The organism is Microbacterium azadirachtae (assembly GCF_000956545.1).
GTDB lineage: Bacteria > Actinomycetota > Actinomycetes > Actinomycetales > Microbacteriaceae > Microbacterium > Microbacterium azadirachtae.
On record NZ_JYIT01000061.1, the window covers coordinates 1 to 17,257 of the forward strand.

Consider the following 17,257-nt stretch of genomic DNA (forward strand, 5'->3'; position numbering starts at 1 on the left):
GGGGTATGGGGAGCTGACGACGGGTCTGAAGCAGGCGGTGGACGGCATCAATGACATGTCGGAGTCGCTGCTGGGCATGATGCGTGCGATCCAGGATCTGGACACGCAGCTCGCCGGCGGCTGAACCGGTCGTATCACGCGATCGGGGGGACGCTGCGCCGGAATCGCTTCGCGCGGCGCCCCTCGATCACGGCATTGGCACGTTTGCAGGCGCCCGCATGGGCGATGACACGGAGGGCATGACATGGCGGGGGACCGGGTTCTCTACCCGATCGACGACTTGAAGACGACGAGCGCGCAGCTGATCGCGATCGTCGACGAGTTCGAGGCGGCGTCGGCGCGGCGAGACGATCTCGAGCATGCGGTGGGTCGCCCGGACGGCGACAGCCGCCTGAAGGACCGCGTCCACGACTTCGAGGGCAGCTGGAACGACAGCCGCGACAAGCTGCTGTCCAAGCTCAAGGAGATCTCGGATCGCGTCAAGGGCACCGTCGAGGAGGTCACCAAGACCGACACCGACATGGCCAACTCGATGCAGCAGTCCGGGCACGGCGCCGGCGCCGCTCGCGGCCGTGCCGTGGCGAACTGAGGGGGAGCGGGATGAAGACGCACAAGGGGCACGAGGTCGCCGTCGTCGAAGGCGATGCGGGCGCGATCAGCGCCCGGGGCACGACGATCACGACGCTCGCGACGCAGATGACGACGGCGGCGCAGACGCTGCAGGACATCAAGAGCGGCAAGCTCGTCGGCGAGGGCTACGCGATGGACAAGATCAAGGACGTCATCGGCGACGTCCACGGCGATCTCGACGAGGCCGGGCGCCGTTACAAGCCCGCGGGCAGCACGCTCACGACCTACGCGGGTGTGCTCGCCACCGTGCAGGCGCAGATGAAGACCATCGTCAGCGACTGCGAGAAGAGCGAGAAGGCCCTGGCCACCGCGCAGACCGACGCGGATCAGGCGAACCACGCGCTCGCGTTGCATGAGACGGCCGTGGCCGACCACCCGCCGACACCGGATCAGGAGGCCTCCTCCAAGAAGACCGGCGAGAACCTCTCCGGGGCCGCGAGCTCGGCGCAGTCGACGCTCGCGACCGCCGGCAGGGAGCACGACGGCAACCTTCACCGCTTCGACACCGCGTACGACACCTGGCACGAGGCCTACGAGAACGCGGTGAACGGCCTCAGCGACGCCAACAAGATCGGTGAGGACAGCACCTGGGAGAACATCGCGGGCGTGCTCGCCGTGATCTCTGACTGGGTCGGCTGGATCGGCCTCGCGATCGCCGTGCTCGGCCTCATCATCGGCGGCCCGTTCTTCGCGATCGCGGCTCTCGTCGTCGGCGTCATCGCGCTGGCCCTGACCGTGGCGCTCATGTTCGACGGCAGGAAAGACGGGTGGGATCTGGCCTGGGCGGTGGTCGGCATCCTGCCGATAGGCAAACTCGGGAAGGTCTTCGGCGCTGGCAAGGGCAACATGCTCAGCAAGTTCGGGTCCGAGTTCGTCGGGCAGTTCCGCAATCCGGTCCAGCAGATGCGCGGCTTGAAGAGCTTCGCGGACGCGGGGATCGAGTACGGCTCGCGGGGATTCAAGGAGTACTACGCGGGTGTGAGGGGTCTGCGCCGCCTCGGTGTCAATCCCATCACGGGCTTCGTGGACGGCGTCACCGAACGCATGCTGTTTGGGCCCGGACGTTCGTTCTCGGTGGCCTTCCACGAAAGCGTCAGCTCCGGCAGCACCTTCTTCCAGAAGGTGCTGACCGAGTCGTTGCCCAAGGGTTTCCAAGGCATCGCCGATGCGCCGTCCTTCTCCACGTTCGAGGCGATGTGGAACACGTACAAGTGGACTGACCGCGGGGTTTCCGTCGGCGTCGACGGCAAGCCCTCGGGTGCGCTCTCGCCCGTCGGCTTCGTCCGAGGGCTGTTCTGATGACGGACCAGGGTCAGCTGCCCTGGGAGCTTGACTACGACGCCGCCCAGTTCGTCGAGATTCCATACGTGGACGCCACCGACGCCGAGGGCGCCGACGTCTGGATCGGGACGGTTCTGGATCGATACGGGATCCGTCCCGATGCGGCCCCGGGACCGGCGGAACAGATCGCCGCCACGGCCCGAATGATGCTCGGTAACGCCCGCCCCGGTGCGGCGCGCCTGTGGTTCGCGCCCCCTGGCATCTACAGCGATCTCCTGGTGAGCATCGCCGTCGAGTCGTCGGCAGATCGTCCCGACACCGAAGAACTGTTCGCCGGGGCCACCTCGTCGACGGCGGTCGATGTCACGCCGCTGCGCACCGAGACCCACGGCGCCGGCTACATCGTGCGCTGGGGGGTGTTCCTCGAGGACGGTACGGAAGAGGACGGTGCAGAACAGGACGGGACGCTCGTCGCTCAGTGGACCGTGTTGCTGAACGACGGCACCTGGACCATCCTGATGGATGTGCTCGGTACGACACTGCCCGCGTTCCTGCTTTTCGAACAGCAGCTGCCTCAATTGATCGTGGGCGTCCGCGTTCCCGGCGCGGTGGTTCGATGACGTCGGTACGCGATCTCGTCGCCCGAGAGGAGCGGTTGCTCGCGGCGTCGCGGCAGCTACGCGGCATCCACGCAGATGCGGTGCAGCGAGCACGGGCCGCAGTGATCGCGCTGCAGCAGGACGGCGGCATCGACATCGACGAGGCCGAGGCCCGGCTAGGACCGCTGTGCGCGGAACTACTGGACGACTACGCGTCGCGCGCGGCTGCTCTCGTCGCCGAGCAGGACATCCGCGCCTGGCGCGAGCTCGCGTCCACGCTGCCTTCGGACTCGCCTTTCGATCCGGTGCGGACGAACGACCTCCTGCGGGCACACGGAACGCCGGGGGCAGCGAGGCTGCTCGCAGCCGTGGAATCCGTTCGAGGCGGGGCTGCGCCGTCCGACGACCTGGACCGCAGTCTCGCGGCCGCCGCCGGCAGGTGCGTCTGCGGATACGCGAAGACGAGGGTCGTTCCCAAGCGCCTGTGCCAGCCGTGTGCGACCGCCGTCGCCACCGCGTGGGAGGCGGAGGAGCAGCGACTCCTGCAGGGTGCGTCGGGCCTCCGTGCCGAGACCGTGCGCATCCTCGACGAGGCGAGGTCGGCGATCGCGAAGGCGCGTGCGATCGGGACGGATGATGCGTACAGCACGGAAGAGGCGTTGCTGTTCAAGACGCGGCGTGCGCTCGCGCGGGCGAACCGACGGCATCGGGATGAGGTGTCGCGACTGGATCTGACCCGGTGGCGCGAGCTCGCTGCCCTTACTGCACGCGCTTCGATGCCGACGATGGCCGGCGAGGCGCGTCGCGCTCGTCGTCGCCTCGGTATGGCGCAGCTGTCGCGACTCGCCCTGCGCGGCCGTCCCGGCGCCGCGCGATGAGCATCGCGCCCTGGTTCGACGCGGCGGCCGAGTTCGAACGGCCGCTCCTGGAACGGAATGCTCCGCTGGCGGAACTGCACCGGCAGGCGCAGCTCGACGGCGCGGCGCGTCTGAGGGCCGCAGGGTCGCTGCGTGCGCCGTCGCCCTGGCAGGGCACCACCTCGGTGTCGGGGATGCGGCAGGCGATCGTGGAAGCGGAGGTGTACGCGCTTCTGCGGGAGTACGCGGCACAGGCGGCCGCCGTGACGGACGGCGCTGACAGCGCACGGTGGACGGCGCTCGTGGATGAAGGGCTGACGCGTTCCAGACGAGGACTGCTCGTCGACGAGGTGCGTGACAGCGCCGCCGGCGCGCTCCTGCTTCGCGACTCGTGGGGCCTCCGGCCCGTCGTTCCGAACGCTCCTGTGATCGACTGCGCCTGCGGCTATGCCGAGAGCGGGGTCATCGCCAAGGGGCTGTGCATCGAGTGCGGCGAGCTCGTGGTGCGGCGATGGAGCGCCGAGGAGCTTCGGCTGCTCGCGCTGGTCCCGAAGTACCGTGCTCGGGTCGAGGAGATCCTCTCCGACACGGAGGCGCGTCAGAAGAAGCAGATCGGTGTGCCCAGTGACGCGCCGATCTCGGATGTCGCATCGAAGCGCGCGCGCGGCGGTCGGGCATTGGGCCGGCTGCGGCGGTCGGGTCGCCGCCTCCTCGTAGCGGGGCGCGATCTGCCGTCCGAGCGCTGGAAGCAGCTGGCAGCCTTGACGGCGAAGGCTTTGCAGATCCAGGTGGGTGCCGAAGGGCGGCGTGCGGGCAGGAGAGGCCTCGGGGCAGCAGGTCTCGCCGCTCTGGCAGTGAAGAGCGATGATGCGATCCACGGCTGATCCGGCGCGGGAGTGTCGCCGGCCCGCGGCCGTCGTGTGGGCGAGATCGTCGACGGTTTCGGCGAGGATGAAAAGGATCGCTCGCCGCTCGGGCGATCGACGAGGGGGAACTGACATGGGTGCGATGAATGATCTCGGAGTCGAGCTGCGGTTCGGCATCCCGGCCTTCCGCTTCGTCCTGCCGCCGGGCTGGGTGCAGCATGTGCCGACCAACGCGGCGCAGGAGGAGGACGTCAAGCGGGCGAGCGCGATCTTCCGGCAGGCGAACCGGCCGGATCTGGATGCGGAGTTCCGCGGTCTGATGGCGCAGACGAGCCAGGCGATGGCGCGCACCAAGGTGTTCGCGATCTACCGCCAGGAGCAGGTCGAGATGGACGAGCTGCTGCCGATGTCGATCACGGCGTCGGCGCTGAACGCCGCCGACGGGGAGAATCTCGACGGCTGGGTGTCCGAGGCCTTCCGCACGAAGGGCGCCCAGTTCCTCGACGAGGACGCCCCCCACATCGTGCGCTGGCGGTCGGAGCCTCAGCGGCCGGCGAACGCACGCCGTATCGAGGGGGTGAGCGGACGAACGCTCACCTACGTGATCCCCGCACCGGGCACCCAGCGGCGCAAGGCCCTCGTCTTCACGACAACGATCGTGATCCCCGACGGCGACGTCGTGCCCGCGGAGGTCGTCGACTCGCTGGAGCTGCTCAGCGACGCGATGATCTCCACGTTCACCTGGGAGAGCGAGCTCGAGGAGCCGGTGCTGCCCGCCGGCCCGGCAGGCGACGACCCCGCCGAGTGAGGGTGGGGGGATGGGGAGTTGTCCCCATCGACGGGTGTGGGTGGGGTTGTTAGTTTTGTGGGTGTCGGGCCGGTGGGGTCCGGTCCAGTGGATTACCGGAGGTGTTGAGGATGGCTGATTTCGGGGCGTCTTATGCGGAGATGGAGCAGGTGGCGTCGTCGCTGTCGCAGGCTCGTGATGACATTCAGGGTCAGTTGGACACTCTGAAGGGTCAGGTGGACAACCTGCTGGGTGAGGACTTCAAGACGCAGCATGCGTCGGGCAAGTTCGGTGAGGGGTATGGGGAGCTGACGACGGGTCTGAAGCAGGCGGTGGACGGCATCAATGACATGTCGGAGTCGCTGCTGGGCATGATGCGTGCGATCCAGGATCTGGACACGCAGCTCGCCGGCGGCTGAACCACGCCGATCCAGAGGCGAGGGGCCGGTGCATCACACCGGCCCCTCGCGGCGTCCGGGTGCGGGACACCGGATTGATAACGTGAGGGGATATGAGCCTGTCGAACGACATCTGGGAGATTCCGGCCCAGACCACCGACATCGAGGGTCTGGACGCGCAGGGGCGTCCTGACCCGGCTTACGCCCAGGCGATCGGCCTGGTGCCCGCCCGCGCCGGGATGCGGGTGATGGCGACCGTGCTCGAGCTGATCGTGGCGCTCCTCGTCTCGATCCCCGGAGCAGTCGCCGGCGTGAACGCAATGCTGCTGAGCACTGCGGACCCGGGTGCGTTCCTGGCCCGCAAGGATCTCATCTGGCTCCTGCTGCCGCCGCTCGTGTCGTTCGTGCTCATGTTCGTGTTCACGCTCGTGCAGCTAGTCCTGCACGGGCTGAAGGGCGTGACGCTCGGCAAGGCCGCCTTCGGGATCCGTACGGTCAACGTACGCACTCTCGAGAAGCCGGGCTTCTGGCGCGGCGCCGTGGTGCGCTATCTGATCCTCGCCGTATCGTTCGTGGTACCGCTGATCGGGCCACTGCTCGTCGTCGCGCTCTCGCCGCTTTTCGACGCCGAGCGGCGAGGCCGCGGCTGGGCCGACCGCGCCGCCGCCACCTGGCTCGTCGACGTGCGCCGCGGACTCAACCCGTACGACGCCAAGCGGATGCGCATCGCCCGCAAGCAGATCACCACCGAGGTTCACGAGGCCGCGCCGGTCCTTCCGTCGCTCGCCACCCCCGTCGACCGGGACGCCCCGGCGGTGTACGTGCCGACCGGACGTTTCTCCGGCGGCGTCGTGGGCGCGCATCGCGCGACGGCTCCGACGCCCGCGGTCTCCGCGTCGGCCCCGGGCGTGCCGGCTCCCGTCGCGCCGACCCCCGCCGTGCCGGCCCCGGCTGTGCCGGCCCCCGCCACGCCGGTGCCCGCTGCTGCCGCCGAAACCGCTGTGCAGGTTCCCGCGGCAGGGGCCGCGCCCGCCGCGTGGCAGCCGCCCGAGATCGCCCCGATCGTCGCCGCGCCTGCCCCGGCGGCAGCTGCTCCGGCGGCGACCCCTGTACCTGACGCGCCCCGGGCGGTGCTCGTCATCGACAACGGAGAGCGCGTCGAGGTGCGCACGGCCACCCTCATCGGCCGCGCCCCGGCGGCCGGCGCGGGCGACGCACCCTCGTCCGTTGCCGCGACCGGCGAGGGCGAGCCGCAGCTGGTGCGCGTGTCCGATGAGACGCGCTCGGTCTCCAAGACCCATCTCGCGATCCTGCTCTCACGACGTGGCGTCGTCGTCGTCGATCGCGGCTCCACCAACGGCAGCTCGATCGTCCGCGAGGGGGCCGAGCTCCCGCTGACCCCGGGGCACCCCGCCGAACTCCGCGCCGGCGACGTGCTGCGGTTCGGCGACCGCAGCCTGCGCGTGGAGCAGGCATGACCGGCGGCATCCGCACCGTCGCCCTGCAAGGGATCGCGACTGCCGGGGGAACGGCCCTTCGCGCCGTCTCGGGAATCCACCGGCCCCTGGCCGTCGACGCGCGCGTGCCGCGCCCGGAGGGACATCGATGAAGGTCAAACTCACCCTGCGACGGTCGGGCGCACCGCTCACCGACATCGTCGTGACCGCCGACTCGACGGCGACGGTCGCGGACGTCGCCCATCACATCGCGACGACCGACCCGATGCGCTCGATCCACGTCGCGCCGGGCGAGACGCTCACGCTCTCGGTCGCGCCGCCGACGAGCGAACGGCTCGTGGCGCTGAACCCTGACCTCGCGATCGGCGATGCGCCCGTCGGGTCGGGCTTCCTCGCCGAGGTCGTGAACCTCGGCGCCGAGCGCATCGTGACGGGTACCGCCGGGGCTCGCCCTGCGGCGCACCTCGGGGTGCTCTCCGGTCCGGCGGCAGGCCAGGAGTTCTCCCTGCCCGTCGGCCATTTCGTGATCGGTCGCGAGGCATCTGCCGACGTCCACCTCGCCGATCCGCTGGTCTCCAAGAGGCACGCCCGCATCGAGGTCGCGGCGACGTTCGTCGAGCTCGTCGACCTGAACTCGGCGAACGGGATCCTCGTCGACGGCGGGCTGGTGCAGCGCCTTCGGGTGATCCCGGGACAGCCGTTCACCCTCGGCGACAGCGAGATCGTGGTGCGCCTCGTGGGCGACTTCGACGGCACCGCCGCCGACGAGGACCCGGTGCTCGAACGCGGCGGCGCGCTGCTGTTCAACCGCAGCCCGCGCGTCGAGGAGCGCTTCGCGGGCGAGGAGATCGACGAGCCGCGGTACCCGCGAGACCAGGTGCAGCGACTGTTCCCGTGGCCCATGCTGGTGGCCCCGATCCTGCTCGCCATCACGATGTGGGCGTTCACGGGGCGCAGCCTCTCCCTGCTCATGGCGGCGGCGAGCCCGATGATGATGTTCGGCAACTTCATCTCGCAGAAGACCAACCTCGGCCAGCGTCTGCGCAAAGAGGCCGAGATCTTCGAGGACCAGTTCGAGCGCCTCGAGGAGAAGCTGTACCACGCCCGTCCGCGCGAGCACGCGGTGCGCAACAGCGAGGTGCCCGCGGTCGCGGTCGTGTTCGACGAGGCGATGAAGCTCGGTCCGCTGCTGTGGACCCGCCGCCCGGAGCACTGGAACTTCCTCGCCGTGCGGCTGGGCACCTGCGCCGACGTGTCGCGCACCTCGATCACCCGCACCGAAGCGGCCGAGGCGCTGCCCGAGTTCGTCGAGCGCGTCGACCGGCTGGAGGAGCGCTACCGGATGATCGAGGACGTGCCGATCCTCGAGTCGCTGCAGAGCGTGGGATCCATCGGCGTGGCCGGCCCCACCTCGGTCGCCGGCGACGCGCTGCGCGGGCTCGCCGTGCAGCTGTTCGGGATGCACTCTCCGAACGAGCTCGTCGCCGTCGCGCTCACCGAGCCGGGCTGGGCGAACGAGCTGGACTGGCTGACCTGGCTGCCGCATACCTCCAGCGAGCGCAATCCGTTCCAGGAGATGGCGCTGGCCGATTCCGCCTCGACCGGCACCGCCCTGCTCAACGGTCTCGAGGAGATCGTGATGCGTCGCTCGACCGCGACCTCGTCGCTGCGGCCGCCGTACGGCGACGACTGGTATCCCACTCGCTACGGCACCGACGTCAAGCGCGCCGCCGAGGAGTCGACCTTCGAGGGGCAGGCGGCGGTGCTCGTCATCGTCACGAACGATGCGCCCGTCGATCGCGCGCGGCTCACCCAGATCCTCGAGCGCGGCGCCGACGTCGGCGTGTACGCGCTGTTCGTGGCCCCCGTGGTCGAGGCGCTCCCGGCCGCGTGCCGCAGCTTCATCGACGTGTCGGCCGGGCTCGAGCACGCGAGGATCGGCACGGTGCGCAACGGCGTGAGCTACCCCGACGTGATGGTCGAGGGCGTCTCGCACGCCTACATGACGATGTTCGCCAAGCGCCTGGCACCCGTGGTCGACGCGTCGACGGTCGTCGAGGACTCGTCCGACATCCCGAACTCGGTCATGTTCCTGTCGCTCGTCGGCGCCGAGACGGCGTCCGATCCCACCGCGGTCATCGACCGCTGGAGGCAGAACAACACGATCATCGACCGCTCCGGCGTGCCGCAGCCGCGCCTCAGGAAAGCCGGCAACCTGCGCGCGATCATCGGGCAGGCGAAGACCGATGCGATGACGCTCGACCTGCGCACACAGGGCCCGCACGCGCTCGTCGGCGGCACGACCGGGGCGGGCAAGAGCGAGTTCCTGCAGGCGTGGGTGCTCGGCATGGCCGCCGCGCACAGCCCCGATCGGGTGACGTTCCTCTTCGTCGACTACAAGGGCGGATCCGCGTTCGCCGACTGCGTCGACCTGCCGCACACCGTCGGCCTCGTCACCGACCTGAGCCCGCACCTGGTGCGCCGCGCCCTGACGAGCCTGCGAGCGGAGCTGCACCACCGCGAGCACCTGTTCAACCGCAAGAAGGCGAAGGACCTGCTCGAGCTCGAGAAGCGCCGCGACCCCGACACCCCGCCGGCACTCGTGCTGGTGATCGACGAGTTCGCAGCCCTCGCCGGCGAGGTGCCCGAGTTCGTCGACGGCGTCGTCGACATCGCCCAGCGCGGTCGTTCGCTCGGCATCCACCTCATCATGGCGACGCAGCGCCCCGCCGGCGTCATCAAGGACAATCTCCGCGCCAACACCAACCTGCGCGTGGCGCTGCGCATGGCCGACGAGTCCGACTCGAAGGACGTCGTGGACGACCCGGTGGCCGCCTCCTTCCCGCCCTCGATCCCGGGCCGCGGCATCGCGAAGACCGGCCCCGGTCGCCTCGTGCCGTTCCAATCCGCCTATGCCGGCGGCTGGTCCACGGACGAGGTGCAGGCGGCCGACGTGCGCGTGGCCGAGCTGCGGTTCGGGTCCACGCAGCTGTGGGAGCCCGACCAGGAGCCCGAGTCCGACAGCCACGACGAGGATCTCGGCCCCAACGACCAGAAGCGCATCGTCGCGACGCTCGTCGCGGCTGCTCGGCAGGCCGGGATCCCCGCTCCGCGCCGGCCCTGGCTCGACGATCTCGAGCACGCCGTCGACATCCGCGATCTGCCGACTCTCGGCGACGGGCAGATCCTGCTCGGCAAGACCGACGTGCCGGCCCGTCAGCTGCAGGAGCCGACGTACTTCGTGCCCGACCGCGACGGCTCGCTGCTCGTGTACGGCACGAGCGGCGCCGGCAAGTCGACGGTGCTGCGCACGCTCGCGATCGCGGCGGCCTCGCAGGCGTCGACGAACGTGGAGGTGTACGCGCTGGACTTCGGATCCGGTGCGCTGAAGAGCCTGGAGATCCTGCCGCAGGTCGGATCCGTGATCTCCGGCGACGACGCCGAGCGCGTGCAGCGCCTCCTGCGCTCGCTCGCGCGTGTGCTCGACGACCGCGGCAAGCGGTTCAGCGCCGCCAACGCCGCAAGCCTCACGGAGTACCGCGAACTCACCGGCATCGACGAGCCGCGCGTCCTGTTCCTGCTCGACGGTTTCCCGCAGTTCCGCGGTGACTGGGAGTCCACCACGGCGCGCATGCCGTTCTATCAGATCTTCATGCGGATCCTCGGCGAGGGGCGACCGCTCGGCGTGCACGTGATCGCGACCGCGGACCGCTCGGGCTCGGTGCCCACCGCGGTCAGCGCGAACGTGTCGCGTAAGGTCGTGCTGCGGCTGTCCGACGAGTCGGGCTACGCGATGCTGAACGCGCCGAAGGACGTGCTCGACGAGCGCTCCGCGCCGGGGCGCGCGATCGTGGACGGGTTGGAGACGCAGATCGCGACCCTGGGCGGCACCCCGAACGTCGCCGAGCAGACCAAGCTGCTCGAGGCGATGGCCGCGGCGCTTCGCGCCGACGGCGCCCGCGAGGTTGCCGAGATCGGCGCGCTGCCGACGCGGCTCGGTGTTGCCGCCCTGCCCGAAAGGATCGGCGAGTTCCCTGTGCTCGGCATCGCCGAGGATACGCTCGCTCCGCGCGAGTTCGACCCGGTCGGGACGTTTCTCGTGGCAGGTCCGCCGTTGTCGGGCAAGACGACGGCGCTCAAAGGCATCATCACGTCGATGCGCCGCTTCGACCCGGCGATCAAGCTGTTCCACTTCGGCGGACGCCGGTCGCAGCTCAAGGACTATGCCGACTGGACGCGCAGCGCCACGACGCCCGAAGCGGCCAAGGAGCTCGCGGCGGAGCTCACTGAGCTCGCCGGTGACGAGTCGATGCCGGTACGCCTGCTCGTCGTGGTCGAGGACGTACCTCAGTTCGCCGACACCCCGGCCGAGCGCGACATGAAGGCGCTGTTCCAGGCGATCAACCGCAGTGACCACTTGCTGATCGGCGATCTCGACGTGACACAAGCCACGAGCGGGTTCGGCTATATCGGCGACTTCAAAGCCGGCCGCAAGGGCATCGTGCTCAAGCCCGACGCGTTCGACGGCGACGCCGTGTTCAAGGTGCCGTTCCCGAAGGTCAAGCGCACCGACTTCCCCGAGGGGCGCGGGATCTTCGTCCAGGCCGGACGACAGGTCATCGTGCAGCTGCCGCTCGTGGAGGGAGGGCGGCTCGCGGGAGCCTAGGCTCAGCGACCGGCGTCGGCCAGGTGGCGCGCGTCGTGGCTGAGCACCTTCACCATCACGCCGTGCCGACGGAGGGTGGCGACGGTGCGGGTCTCCTCGTCGAGATCGCGACCCAGCGCGTGGATGTTGGCGACGACGAGCACGTCGCCCGCCTGCAGGGTGTCGATGAGCCGGCCGATCCGGTCCGTCCAGCTCTCCAGGATGTCGGGCGCGGGGTGGCGGAAGCCCTCGATCGGCACGCCGAAGCGGGTGAGGTCGTCGCGCTGCTGCACCACCGAGGGCATGCCCTCACGCGCCACGACGAGACCGACGAGGCGGGATCCGTCGGGCTTGGCCGACCACCAGTCGCGATTCTGCTGCAGCTCGGTGAAGCACTTGGGGCACTCCGCCGCGGCGTGCGGCAGGTGCAGGGGGCTGGTGAGGGCGGCGTCGAGCGGAGCCCCGGTCGTGCCGTCGGCGTCGCCGTGCGCGTGCGTGGTCGCTTCCATGTCATCCGCCTCCAGGACTATTGTGCCTTCTCCCGCCGACACCGGCGTGCCGGGCGTCCAGTTCGCGACCATCGGCCCTCTCCTCAGAGGGGCGGGGTACTCTCGCACATGTCCGCCACGGAGTTCGAGGAGTACGCATGCCTGTCGTCGCCGCCTATGCCGCACCGAGCGAGGGTGCTCCCCTCGCGCCCACCACGATCGAGCGGCGCGAGCCGGGCCCGCACGACGTCGTGATCGACATTGCCTTCGCCGGGATCTGCCATTCCGACATCCACACCGTGCGCGGCGACTGGGGGCCGCAGCGGTATCCGCTCGCTCCGGGCCACGAGATCGCCGGCGTCGTCGCGGCGGTCGGGTCCGAGGTCACGCGGTTCGCGGTCGGCGACCGGGTCGGCGTCGGCTGCCTGGTCAACTCCTGCCGCGAGTGCGACGCCTGCCTGCGCGGCGAGGAGCAGTACTGCACCGGCGGCTCCGTCGGCACCTACGGTTCGATCGACCGCGACGGCACGGTCACGCAGGGCGGCTACTCGCGCCAGGTCGTCGTCACCGAGGACTTCGTCCTGCGGATCCCCGACGCCATCCCGCTCGACCGCGCGGCGCCGCTGCTGTGCGCCGGGATCACCACCTACTCGCCGCTGCGGCACTGGAAGGTCGGGCCGGGGACGCGCGTCGCCGTCATCGGCCTCGGCGGCCTCGGGCACATGGCGGTGCAGATCGCGCACGCCCTGGGTGCGGAGGTCACGGTGCTCTCCCAGTCGCTGCGCAAGAAGGACGAGGGGATCCGCCTCGGCGCGGACCGCTACCTCGCCACGTCGGACCCGGAGACGTTCTCCGGGAACCGCCGCGCGTTCGACCTGATCCTGAACACGGTGAGCGCTCCGCTGCCGCTCGACGACTACCTGCGCCTGCTCGACACCAACGGAACCCTCGTGTGCGTCGGCGCGCCGCCCGAGCCGATGTCGGTCTCGATCAACCAGCTGCTCGGATACCGCCGGTCGCTGGCCGGATCCGCGATCGGCGGGATCGCCGAGACCCAGGAGATGCTCGACTTCTGCGCCGAGCACGGCCTTGCCGCGGAGATCGAGCTCATCGACGCCGCCGGCATCAACGACGCCTACGAGCGCGTGCTCGCCAGCGACGTGCGGTTCCGCTTCGTGATCGACGCCGCCACGATCTGACGCTCCCTGCTTCAGGGGAGCCGTCAGATCAGGCCGAGGGCGCGCACGGCGTCGCGCTCCTCGACGAGCTCGGCGACCGAGCGGTCGATGTGCTCCCGCGCCCAGTCGTCCGGATCCAGACCCTCGACGATCCGCCACTCCCCCTCGGCCGACTGCACCGGGAACGAGCTGATCAGCCCTTCCGGCACGCCGTACTCGCCGTGCGAGACGACCGCGGCGCTGGTGCGGCGCTCGCCGGTGCCGAGCGCCCAGTCGCGGACATGGTCGATCGTCGCGTTCGCCGCGGAGGCCACCGACGAGGATCCGCGCACCTGGATGATCTCCGCGCCGCGCTTCGCGACGCGGGGGATGAAGGTGCTCTCGAGCCAGGTGCGCACGTCGCCGGTCTGCTCGGCGAGCGCCTCCCAGACGGGGCGCCCCGCGACCGTGGCGTGCGCGACGTCGGGGAACTGCGTCGCGGAGTGGTTGCCCCAGATCGTCACGCCGGCGATCTCGGCGACCGGCGCGTCCAGAGCCGCGGCGAGCTGACCCCGCGCGCGATTCTCATCGAGGCGCGTGAGGGCGCTGAACCGCTCGGCGGGGACCCCGTCGGCCGACGCGGCCGCGATGAGGGCGTTGGTGTTCGCGGGGTTCCCCACCACCGTGACGCGCACGCCCGCGGCCGCGTGCGCGGCGATCGCGGATCCCTGCGGGCCGAAGATCGATCCGTTGGCCGCGAGCAGGTCGCCGCGCTCCATGCCGGGGCCGCGCGGACGCGCTCCGACGAGGAGGGCGTGATCGGCGCCGTCGAACCCCACCGCCGGGTCGTCCGTCACCTCGACGTGCTCCAGCAGTCCGAAGGCGCCGTCCTGCAGCTCCAGCGCCGCACCCTCGGCGGCTGCGAGTCCGGCGGGGATCTCCAGCAGCCGCAGACGCACCTTCTCGTCGGGGCCGAGCATGTCGCCGGCGGCGATCCGGAACAGCAGCGCATATCCGATCTGCCCGCCGGCACCGGTCAGAGTCACCGTGGTGGTCACTTTCGGGCTCCCTTCGATCGCGGACGCGACCCTCAGTGCGAGCCTATGCCTCGCCGTCGGGGCGCGGACCGTGGAAAACTGTGCTCATGACGTTCAACCCGGATGCCGATGTCTCAGACAACAAGGTCCAGCGGCGGGGCGGCGGGCGCACTGCCGCGATCGCCGGCGGCGGCGTGGTCGGCCTCGGCGCGGTCGTGGTGCTGCTCATCAGCGCGTTCACGGGCGTCGACCTGACCGGCCTGATCGGCGGCGGGACGGGCGCGCAGCCGCAGGCGACGTCGTCGTCCGAGGGCTCGGTGCAGAGCTGCAACACCGGCACCGACGCGAACAACAGCGTCGACTGCCGCGTCGCCGCCGTCTCGCTGGTGCTCAACGACTACTGGTCCAAGCACGTGAAGGGCTACGTCGAGCCCGGCCAGGTCAACGTCGACGGTTCGACGTCGACCCCCTGCGGCACCGCCTCCAACGATGTGGGCCCGTTCTACTGCCCGTCGGATCAGACCGTCTACATCGATCCCACGTTCTTCCAGCTGCTGCACCAGCAGTTCGGCGCCGAGGCCGGGGACCTCGCCCAGGTGTACGTGGTGGCGCACGAGTACGGGCACCACATCCAGAACATCACCGGCACGATGGAGAAGTACCCGAACAACGGCACGGGTCCCACGAGCAACGGCGTGCGCACCGAGCTGCAGGCCGACTGCTATGCCGGCGCCTTCATCGCGTCGATGACGCAGGAGAAGGACAAGAAGGGCGTCCCGTACATGAAGACGCCGACAGAGGCTCAGATCAGCGATGCGCTCGACGCCGCCGCGGCGGTCGGAGACGACCACATCCAGCAGCAGTCGGCCGGATACACGAATCCGGAGAGCTGGACGCACGGATCCAGCGACCAGCGGAAGAAGTGGTTCGCGACCGGCTACAAGAACGGTCTCGGCCAGTGCGACACGTTCTCGGTCGGCACGCCGTAGTCCTCGGCATGACCGCTCCGCCTCGTCCGAGGTGCGAACGCCTGTGCCCGCCTCCTGATCGCGGCCTGCCGTTGAAGAGGGAAAACGTCGATCGTGACGGACGGGGAGCGACCTTATCCATCTTCTGGACCGACGGGTGCCGTCGTGAAGATGGATTTCGCTGCTCCGATCGGGCTGCGAGCGACGTTATCCATCTCGCCGAACGCGGCCACCGGACGCGCCCACGCCGAACGCGGCCCACGCCCATCGCCCGCGCCGAAGCCGGCTCGCGTGCGGACCGCGGCTAGGCGCGCATCGCCTGCACGAGCGTGCGCAGCAGCGCGAGCACCCCGCCCTGGGCGCGGAAGCGGGTCAGGCCCTCGCTGACCTCCGCCGCAGTGCGGGAGGAGGCGAACCACGGCGGCTTCGGCAGGATCGTGAACCGGCCGCCGTCGCGCACGATCGACGCCGAGCGCGGGAACGGCCGGAACGGGCCGCGCACCACGGAGCGCTCCACGTCGGCGAGCAGCAGCGCGTTGTGCACGACCCCCAGCCCGCTTCCCACATCGGCGATCGTGTTGCCCGGGAACGCGCCCCAGGTGACCGTGGGGGTGATGAAGCCGAAGGCCGTCCAGGTGTTGATCGCGATGGATCCGTAGCGCAGCGCCGTGATCGCCCGTTCGAAGCCCGCCCCGAGCGAGGCCTCGGTGGCGGGATCGATCAGCACGTTCGCACCGAGCGTGCCCTGCAGCCGCTCGTTCGCGTGCGCGACGGCCGCGTCCAGGAACGCCTGGCCGGTGCCGGGCAGCTGCTCCACCCCCAGGACGGGTGCGAAGTACTCGGTCTGCTCCAGCGCGGTGGCGTCGTCGCCGTCGTCGACCTCGACCAGCAGGCGGTCGGCGAGTACGAGTGCGTCCGGATACGACTCCGCCGCCTGCGCCATCCGCTCGTCGGAGCGGGGGTACCAGATCGGGCGCTCCGGAGCGATCGCGTAGGCGCGGCGCAGCTCGGTGAGGAACTGGTCCTTCTGCGCCCAGTCGTGGGACAGGATCACGACCTGGCCGGCGATGCAGTTGTGGCCGGCGTTCTGCAGGCGCATCGTCGCCACGTGCTCCGCCTGGAAGCGCAGATCCTCGTCGCTCCAGGCGCCGGGGACGACGATGATCGGCGAGACGCCGCCGAGCTCCGCGGCGATGGGCTTCTTGAGCTGGGGCCGGTTCTCGCGCCGGCGGCGCTTGCCCTGCGCGCCCGTGCCCCACACGATCGCGTCGAACGTCGGGGCGGATCCGGTGATGTGCACGTGCGAGAACGCGTCGTTCGCGGTCAGGTACGCGCCGACATCGGGGCCGCCGCGCACGATCCGCAGGAATCCCGGAGCGATCAGCGGCGCGAGCGCCTTCTCGAACACGGGCACGAGCGCGTCCTGCGTCGGGTTGACCTTGAGCAGCACCACCCGATCGTGCGCGAGCAGCTCGTACAGCACGTCGAGCACCGGGATGGAGGTGATGTTCCCCGCGCCGAGCACGAGGCCGATGCCGCCGTCACCGGGCTGCGGCGCGCGCTGGGCGAGGCCCGCGCGGGCCCGGGCGTCGCCCGGCGTGGTGCCCGGGGTGAGCCACACCTCGCCGGTGAAGCCCGACAGCAGCAGCTTGTCGATGCCCACGAGGGGGAAGGAGTGCACGCGGGTCTGACCGCTCGCGGTGCGGTCGATCGGGATCCCGTCGAGCGGATTGCGCCCGTTCGCGATCCGGTCGAGCGTCTCGATGTAGGCGTCCAGCGCGCCGAGCGTCGCGTACGGGCCGCTCAGCCACTCCTCGCCGCGCAGGGGGTGGTCGTCGCCCAGCTGCTTCGACCGCACCGCGGTGCGCGCCCAGGTGCGCGCGTTCGCGGCGACCGTGCGGCGCACGCCGCGCAGCAGCGTGACGCGCTGCCCGACGGTGAGGGCGGACCATGCCGTGGATCCCTTGCGAAGAGCGGTGATGTCCGCCTCGATCGGGGCGCGGACGTCGTCGGCGAGGGTGTCGGGCATCGGATCTCCTTCGGCGCGGTCTGGGAGGCGAGACACGCCCAGCGTACGCCGTCCGTGG

At 70.4% G+C, this 17,257-nt stretch carries 14 protein-coding genes; 11 read left to right on the plus strand and 3 right to left on the minus strand.

What is annotated here, in order from left to right:
• The first annotated feature begins 244 nt into the window (after nucleotides 1–244).
• From RL72_RS04100 to RL72_RS04140, 9 genes are all read left to right on the plus strand, one after another.
• On the plus strand, nucleotides 245–589 hold the full coding sequence (locus tag RL72_RS04100; protein WP_045249549.1) for a hypothetical protein: 345 nt from the start codon (nucleotides 245–247) through the stop codon (nucleotides 587–589).
• Nucleotides 590–600: 11 nt separating this feature from the next.
• Nucleotides 601–1,929: a hypothetical protein gene (locus tag RL72_RS04105; protein ID WP_045249550.1), complete on the plus strand. Its 1,329-nt coding sequence runs from the start codon at nucleotides 601–603 to the stop codon at nucleotides 1,927–1,929.
• Nucleotides 1,930–1,997: 68 nt separating this feature from the next.
• Entirely contained in the window at nucleotides 1,998–2,531 is a 534-nt protein-coding gene (locus tag RL72_RS04110) for a hypothetical protein (protein WP_156156693.1), read from the plus strand.
• A complete protein-coding gene (locus RL72_RS04115) occupies nucleotides 2,528–3,388 on the plus strand; it encodes a hypothetical protein (RefSeq protein ID WP_045249552.1) in 861 nt (286 codons plus the stop codon). Before RL72_RS04110 ends, RL72_RS04115 begins: the two co-directional genes overlap by 4 nt.
• Nucleotides 3,385–4,251 (plus strand): YciI family protein, encoded by an 867-nt coding sequence (locus RL72_RS04120; RefSeq protein ID WP_045249553.1) that lies wholly within the window; start codon nucleotides 3,385–3,387, stop codon nucleotides 4,249–4,251. Before RL72_RS04115 ends, RL72_RS04120 begins: the two co-directional genes overlap by 4 nt.
• Nucleotides 4,252–4,375: 124 nt before the next feature.
• Nucleotides 4,376–5,041 (plus strand): hypothetical protein, encoded by a 666-nt coding sequence (locus tag RL72_RS04125; protein WP_156156694.1) that lies wholly within the window; start codon nucleotides 4,376–4,378, stop codon nucleotides 5,039–5,041.
• 110 nt (nucleotides 5,042–5,151) lie between these two features.
• Nucleotides 5,152–5,439 carry a WXG100 family type VII secretion target gene (locus RL72_RS04130; RefSeq protein ID WP_052674178.1) on the plus strand — a complete coding sequence of 96 codons (288 nt, stop codon included), beginning with the start codon at nucleotides 5,152–5,154 and terminating at the stop codon, nucleotides 5,437–5,439.
• Nucleotides 5,440–5,531: 92 nt separating this feature from the next.
• Entirely contained in the window at nucleotides 5,532–6,896 is a 1,365-nt protein-coding gene (locus RL72_RS04135; protein ID WP_045249555.1) for an RDD family protein, read from the plus strand.
• A 127-nt stretch (nucleotides 6,897–7,023) separates the two neighbouring features.
• The gene (locus RL72_RS04140) at nucleotides 7,024–11,541 is read left to right on the plus strand and encodes a type VII secretion EssC family protein (RefSeq protein WP_045249556.1); all 4,518 of its coding nucleotides are present in this window, start codon (nucleotides 7,024–7,026) and stop codon (nucleotides 11,539–11,541) included.
• Between the two features lie 2 nt (nucleotides 11,542–11,543).
• Here the strand turns inward: RL72_RS04140 and RL72_RS04145 are convergent, their stop codons facing one another.
• Nucleotides 11,544–12,029 carry a recombinase family protein gene (locus RL72_RS04145; RefSeq protein ID WP_052674174.1) on the minus strand — a complete coding sequence of 162 codons (486 nt, stop codon included), beginning with the start codon at nucleotides 12,027–12,029 and terminating at the stop codon, nucleotides 11,544–11,546.
• 137 nt (nucleotides 12,030–12,166) lie between these two features.
• On the opposite strand from RL72_RS04145, the gene RL72_RS04150 reads away from it, so the two are divergent.
• Nucleotides 12,167–13,207 carry an NAD(P)-dependent alcohol dehydrogenase gene (locus RL72_RS04150; RefSeq protein ID WP_045249557.1) on the plus strand — a complete coding sequence of 347 codons (1,041 nt, stop codon included), beginning with the start codon at nucleotides 12,167–12,169 and terminating at the stop codon, nucleotides 13,205–13,207.
• Between the two features lie 23 nt (nucleotides 13,208–13,230).
• Here RL72_RS04150 and RL72_RS04155 read toward each other — a convergent pair whose 3' ends face one another.
• A complete protein-coding gene (locus RL72_RS04155; RefSeq protein ID WP_045249558.1) occupies nucleotides 13,231–14,223 on the minus strand; it encodes a malate dehydrogenase in 993 nt (330 codons plus the stop codon).
• A gap of 86 nt (nucleotides 14,224–14,309) precedes the next feature.
• On the opposite strand from RL72_RS04155, the gene ypfJ reads away from it, so the two are divergent.
• A complete protein-coding gene (ypfJ, locus tag RL72_RS04160; protein ID WP_045249559.1) occupies nucleotides 14,310–15,191 on the plus strand; it encodes a KPN_02809 family neutral zinc metallopeptidase in 882 nt (293 codons plus the stop codon).
• A gap of 283 nt (nucleotides 15,192–15,474) precedes the next feature.
• Here ypfJ and RL72_RS04165 read toward each other — a convergent pair whose 3' ends face one another.
• The gene (locus tag RL72_RS04165; RefSeq protein WP_045249560.1) at nucleotides 15,475–17,199 is read right to left on the minus strand and encodes an aldehyde dehydrogenase family protein; all 1,725 of its coding nucleotides are present in this window, start codon (nucleotides 17,197–17,199) and stop codon (nucleotides 15,475–15,477) included.
• Between the last annotated feature and the right edge of the window lie 58 nt (nucleotides 17,200–17,257).

Excerpts from the sequence above, each read along its gene's own strand:
- RL72_RS04140 (WP_045249556.1), top strand. The coding sequence starts at position 7,024 with ATGAAGGTCAAACTCACCCTGCGACGGTCGGGCGCACCGCTCACCGAC.
- RL72_RS04130 (WP_052674178.1), top strand. The coding sequence starts at position 5,152 with ATGGCTGATTTCGGGGCGTCTTATGCGGAGATGGAGCAGGTGGCGTCG.
- RL72_RS04125 (WP_156156694.1), top strand. The coding sequence starts at position 4,376 with ATGAATGATCTCGGAGTCGAGCTGCGGTTCGGCATCCCGGCCTTCCGC.
- RL72_RS04135 (WP_045249555.1), top strand. The coding sequence starts at position 5,532 with ATGAGCCTGTCGAACGACATCTGGGAGATTCCGGCCCAGACCACCGAC.
- RL72_RS04100 (WP_045249549.1), top strand. The coding sequence starts at position 245 with ATGGCGGGGGACCGGGTTCTCTACCCGATCGACGACTTGAAGACGACG.
- RL72_RS04105 (WP_045249550.1), top strand. The coding sequence starts at position 601 with ATGAAGACGCACAAGGGGCACGAGGTCGCCGTCGTCGAAGGCGATGCG.
- RL72_RS04145 (WP_052674174.1), bottom strand. The coding sequence starts at position 12,029 with ATGGAAGCGACCACGCACGCGCACGGCGACGCCGACGGCACGACCGGG.
- RL72_RS04115 (WP_045249552.1), top strand. The coding sequence starts at position 2,528 with ATGACGTCGGTACGCGATCTCGTCGCCCGAGAGGAGCGGTTGCTCGCG.
- RL72_RS04120 (WP_045249553.1), top strand. The coding sequence starts at position 3,385 with ATGAGCATCGCGCCCTGGTTCGACGCGGCGGCCGAGTTCGAACGGCCG.
- RL72_RS04150 (WP_045249557.1), top strand. The coding sequence starts at position 12,167 with ATGCCTGTCGTCGCCGCCTATGCCGCACCGAGCGAGGGTGCTCCCCTC.
- RL72_RS04165 (WP_045249560.1), bottom strand. The coding sequence starts at position 17,199 with ATGCCCGACACCCTCGCCGACGACGTCCGCGCCCCGATCGAGGCGGAC.
- ypfJ (WP_045249559.1), top strand. The coding sequence starts at position 14,310 with ATGACGTTCAACCCGGATGCCGATGTCTCAGACAACAAGGTCCAGCGG.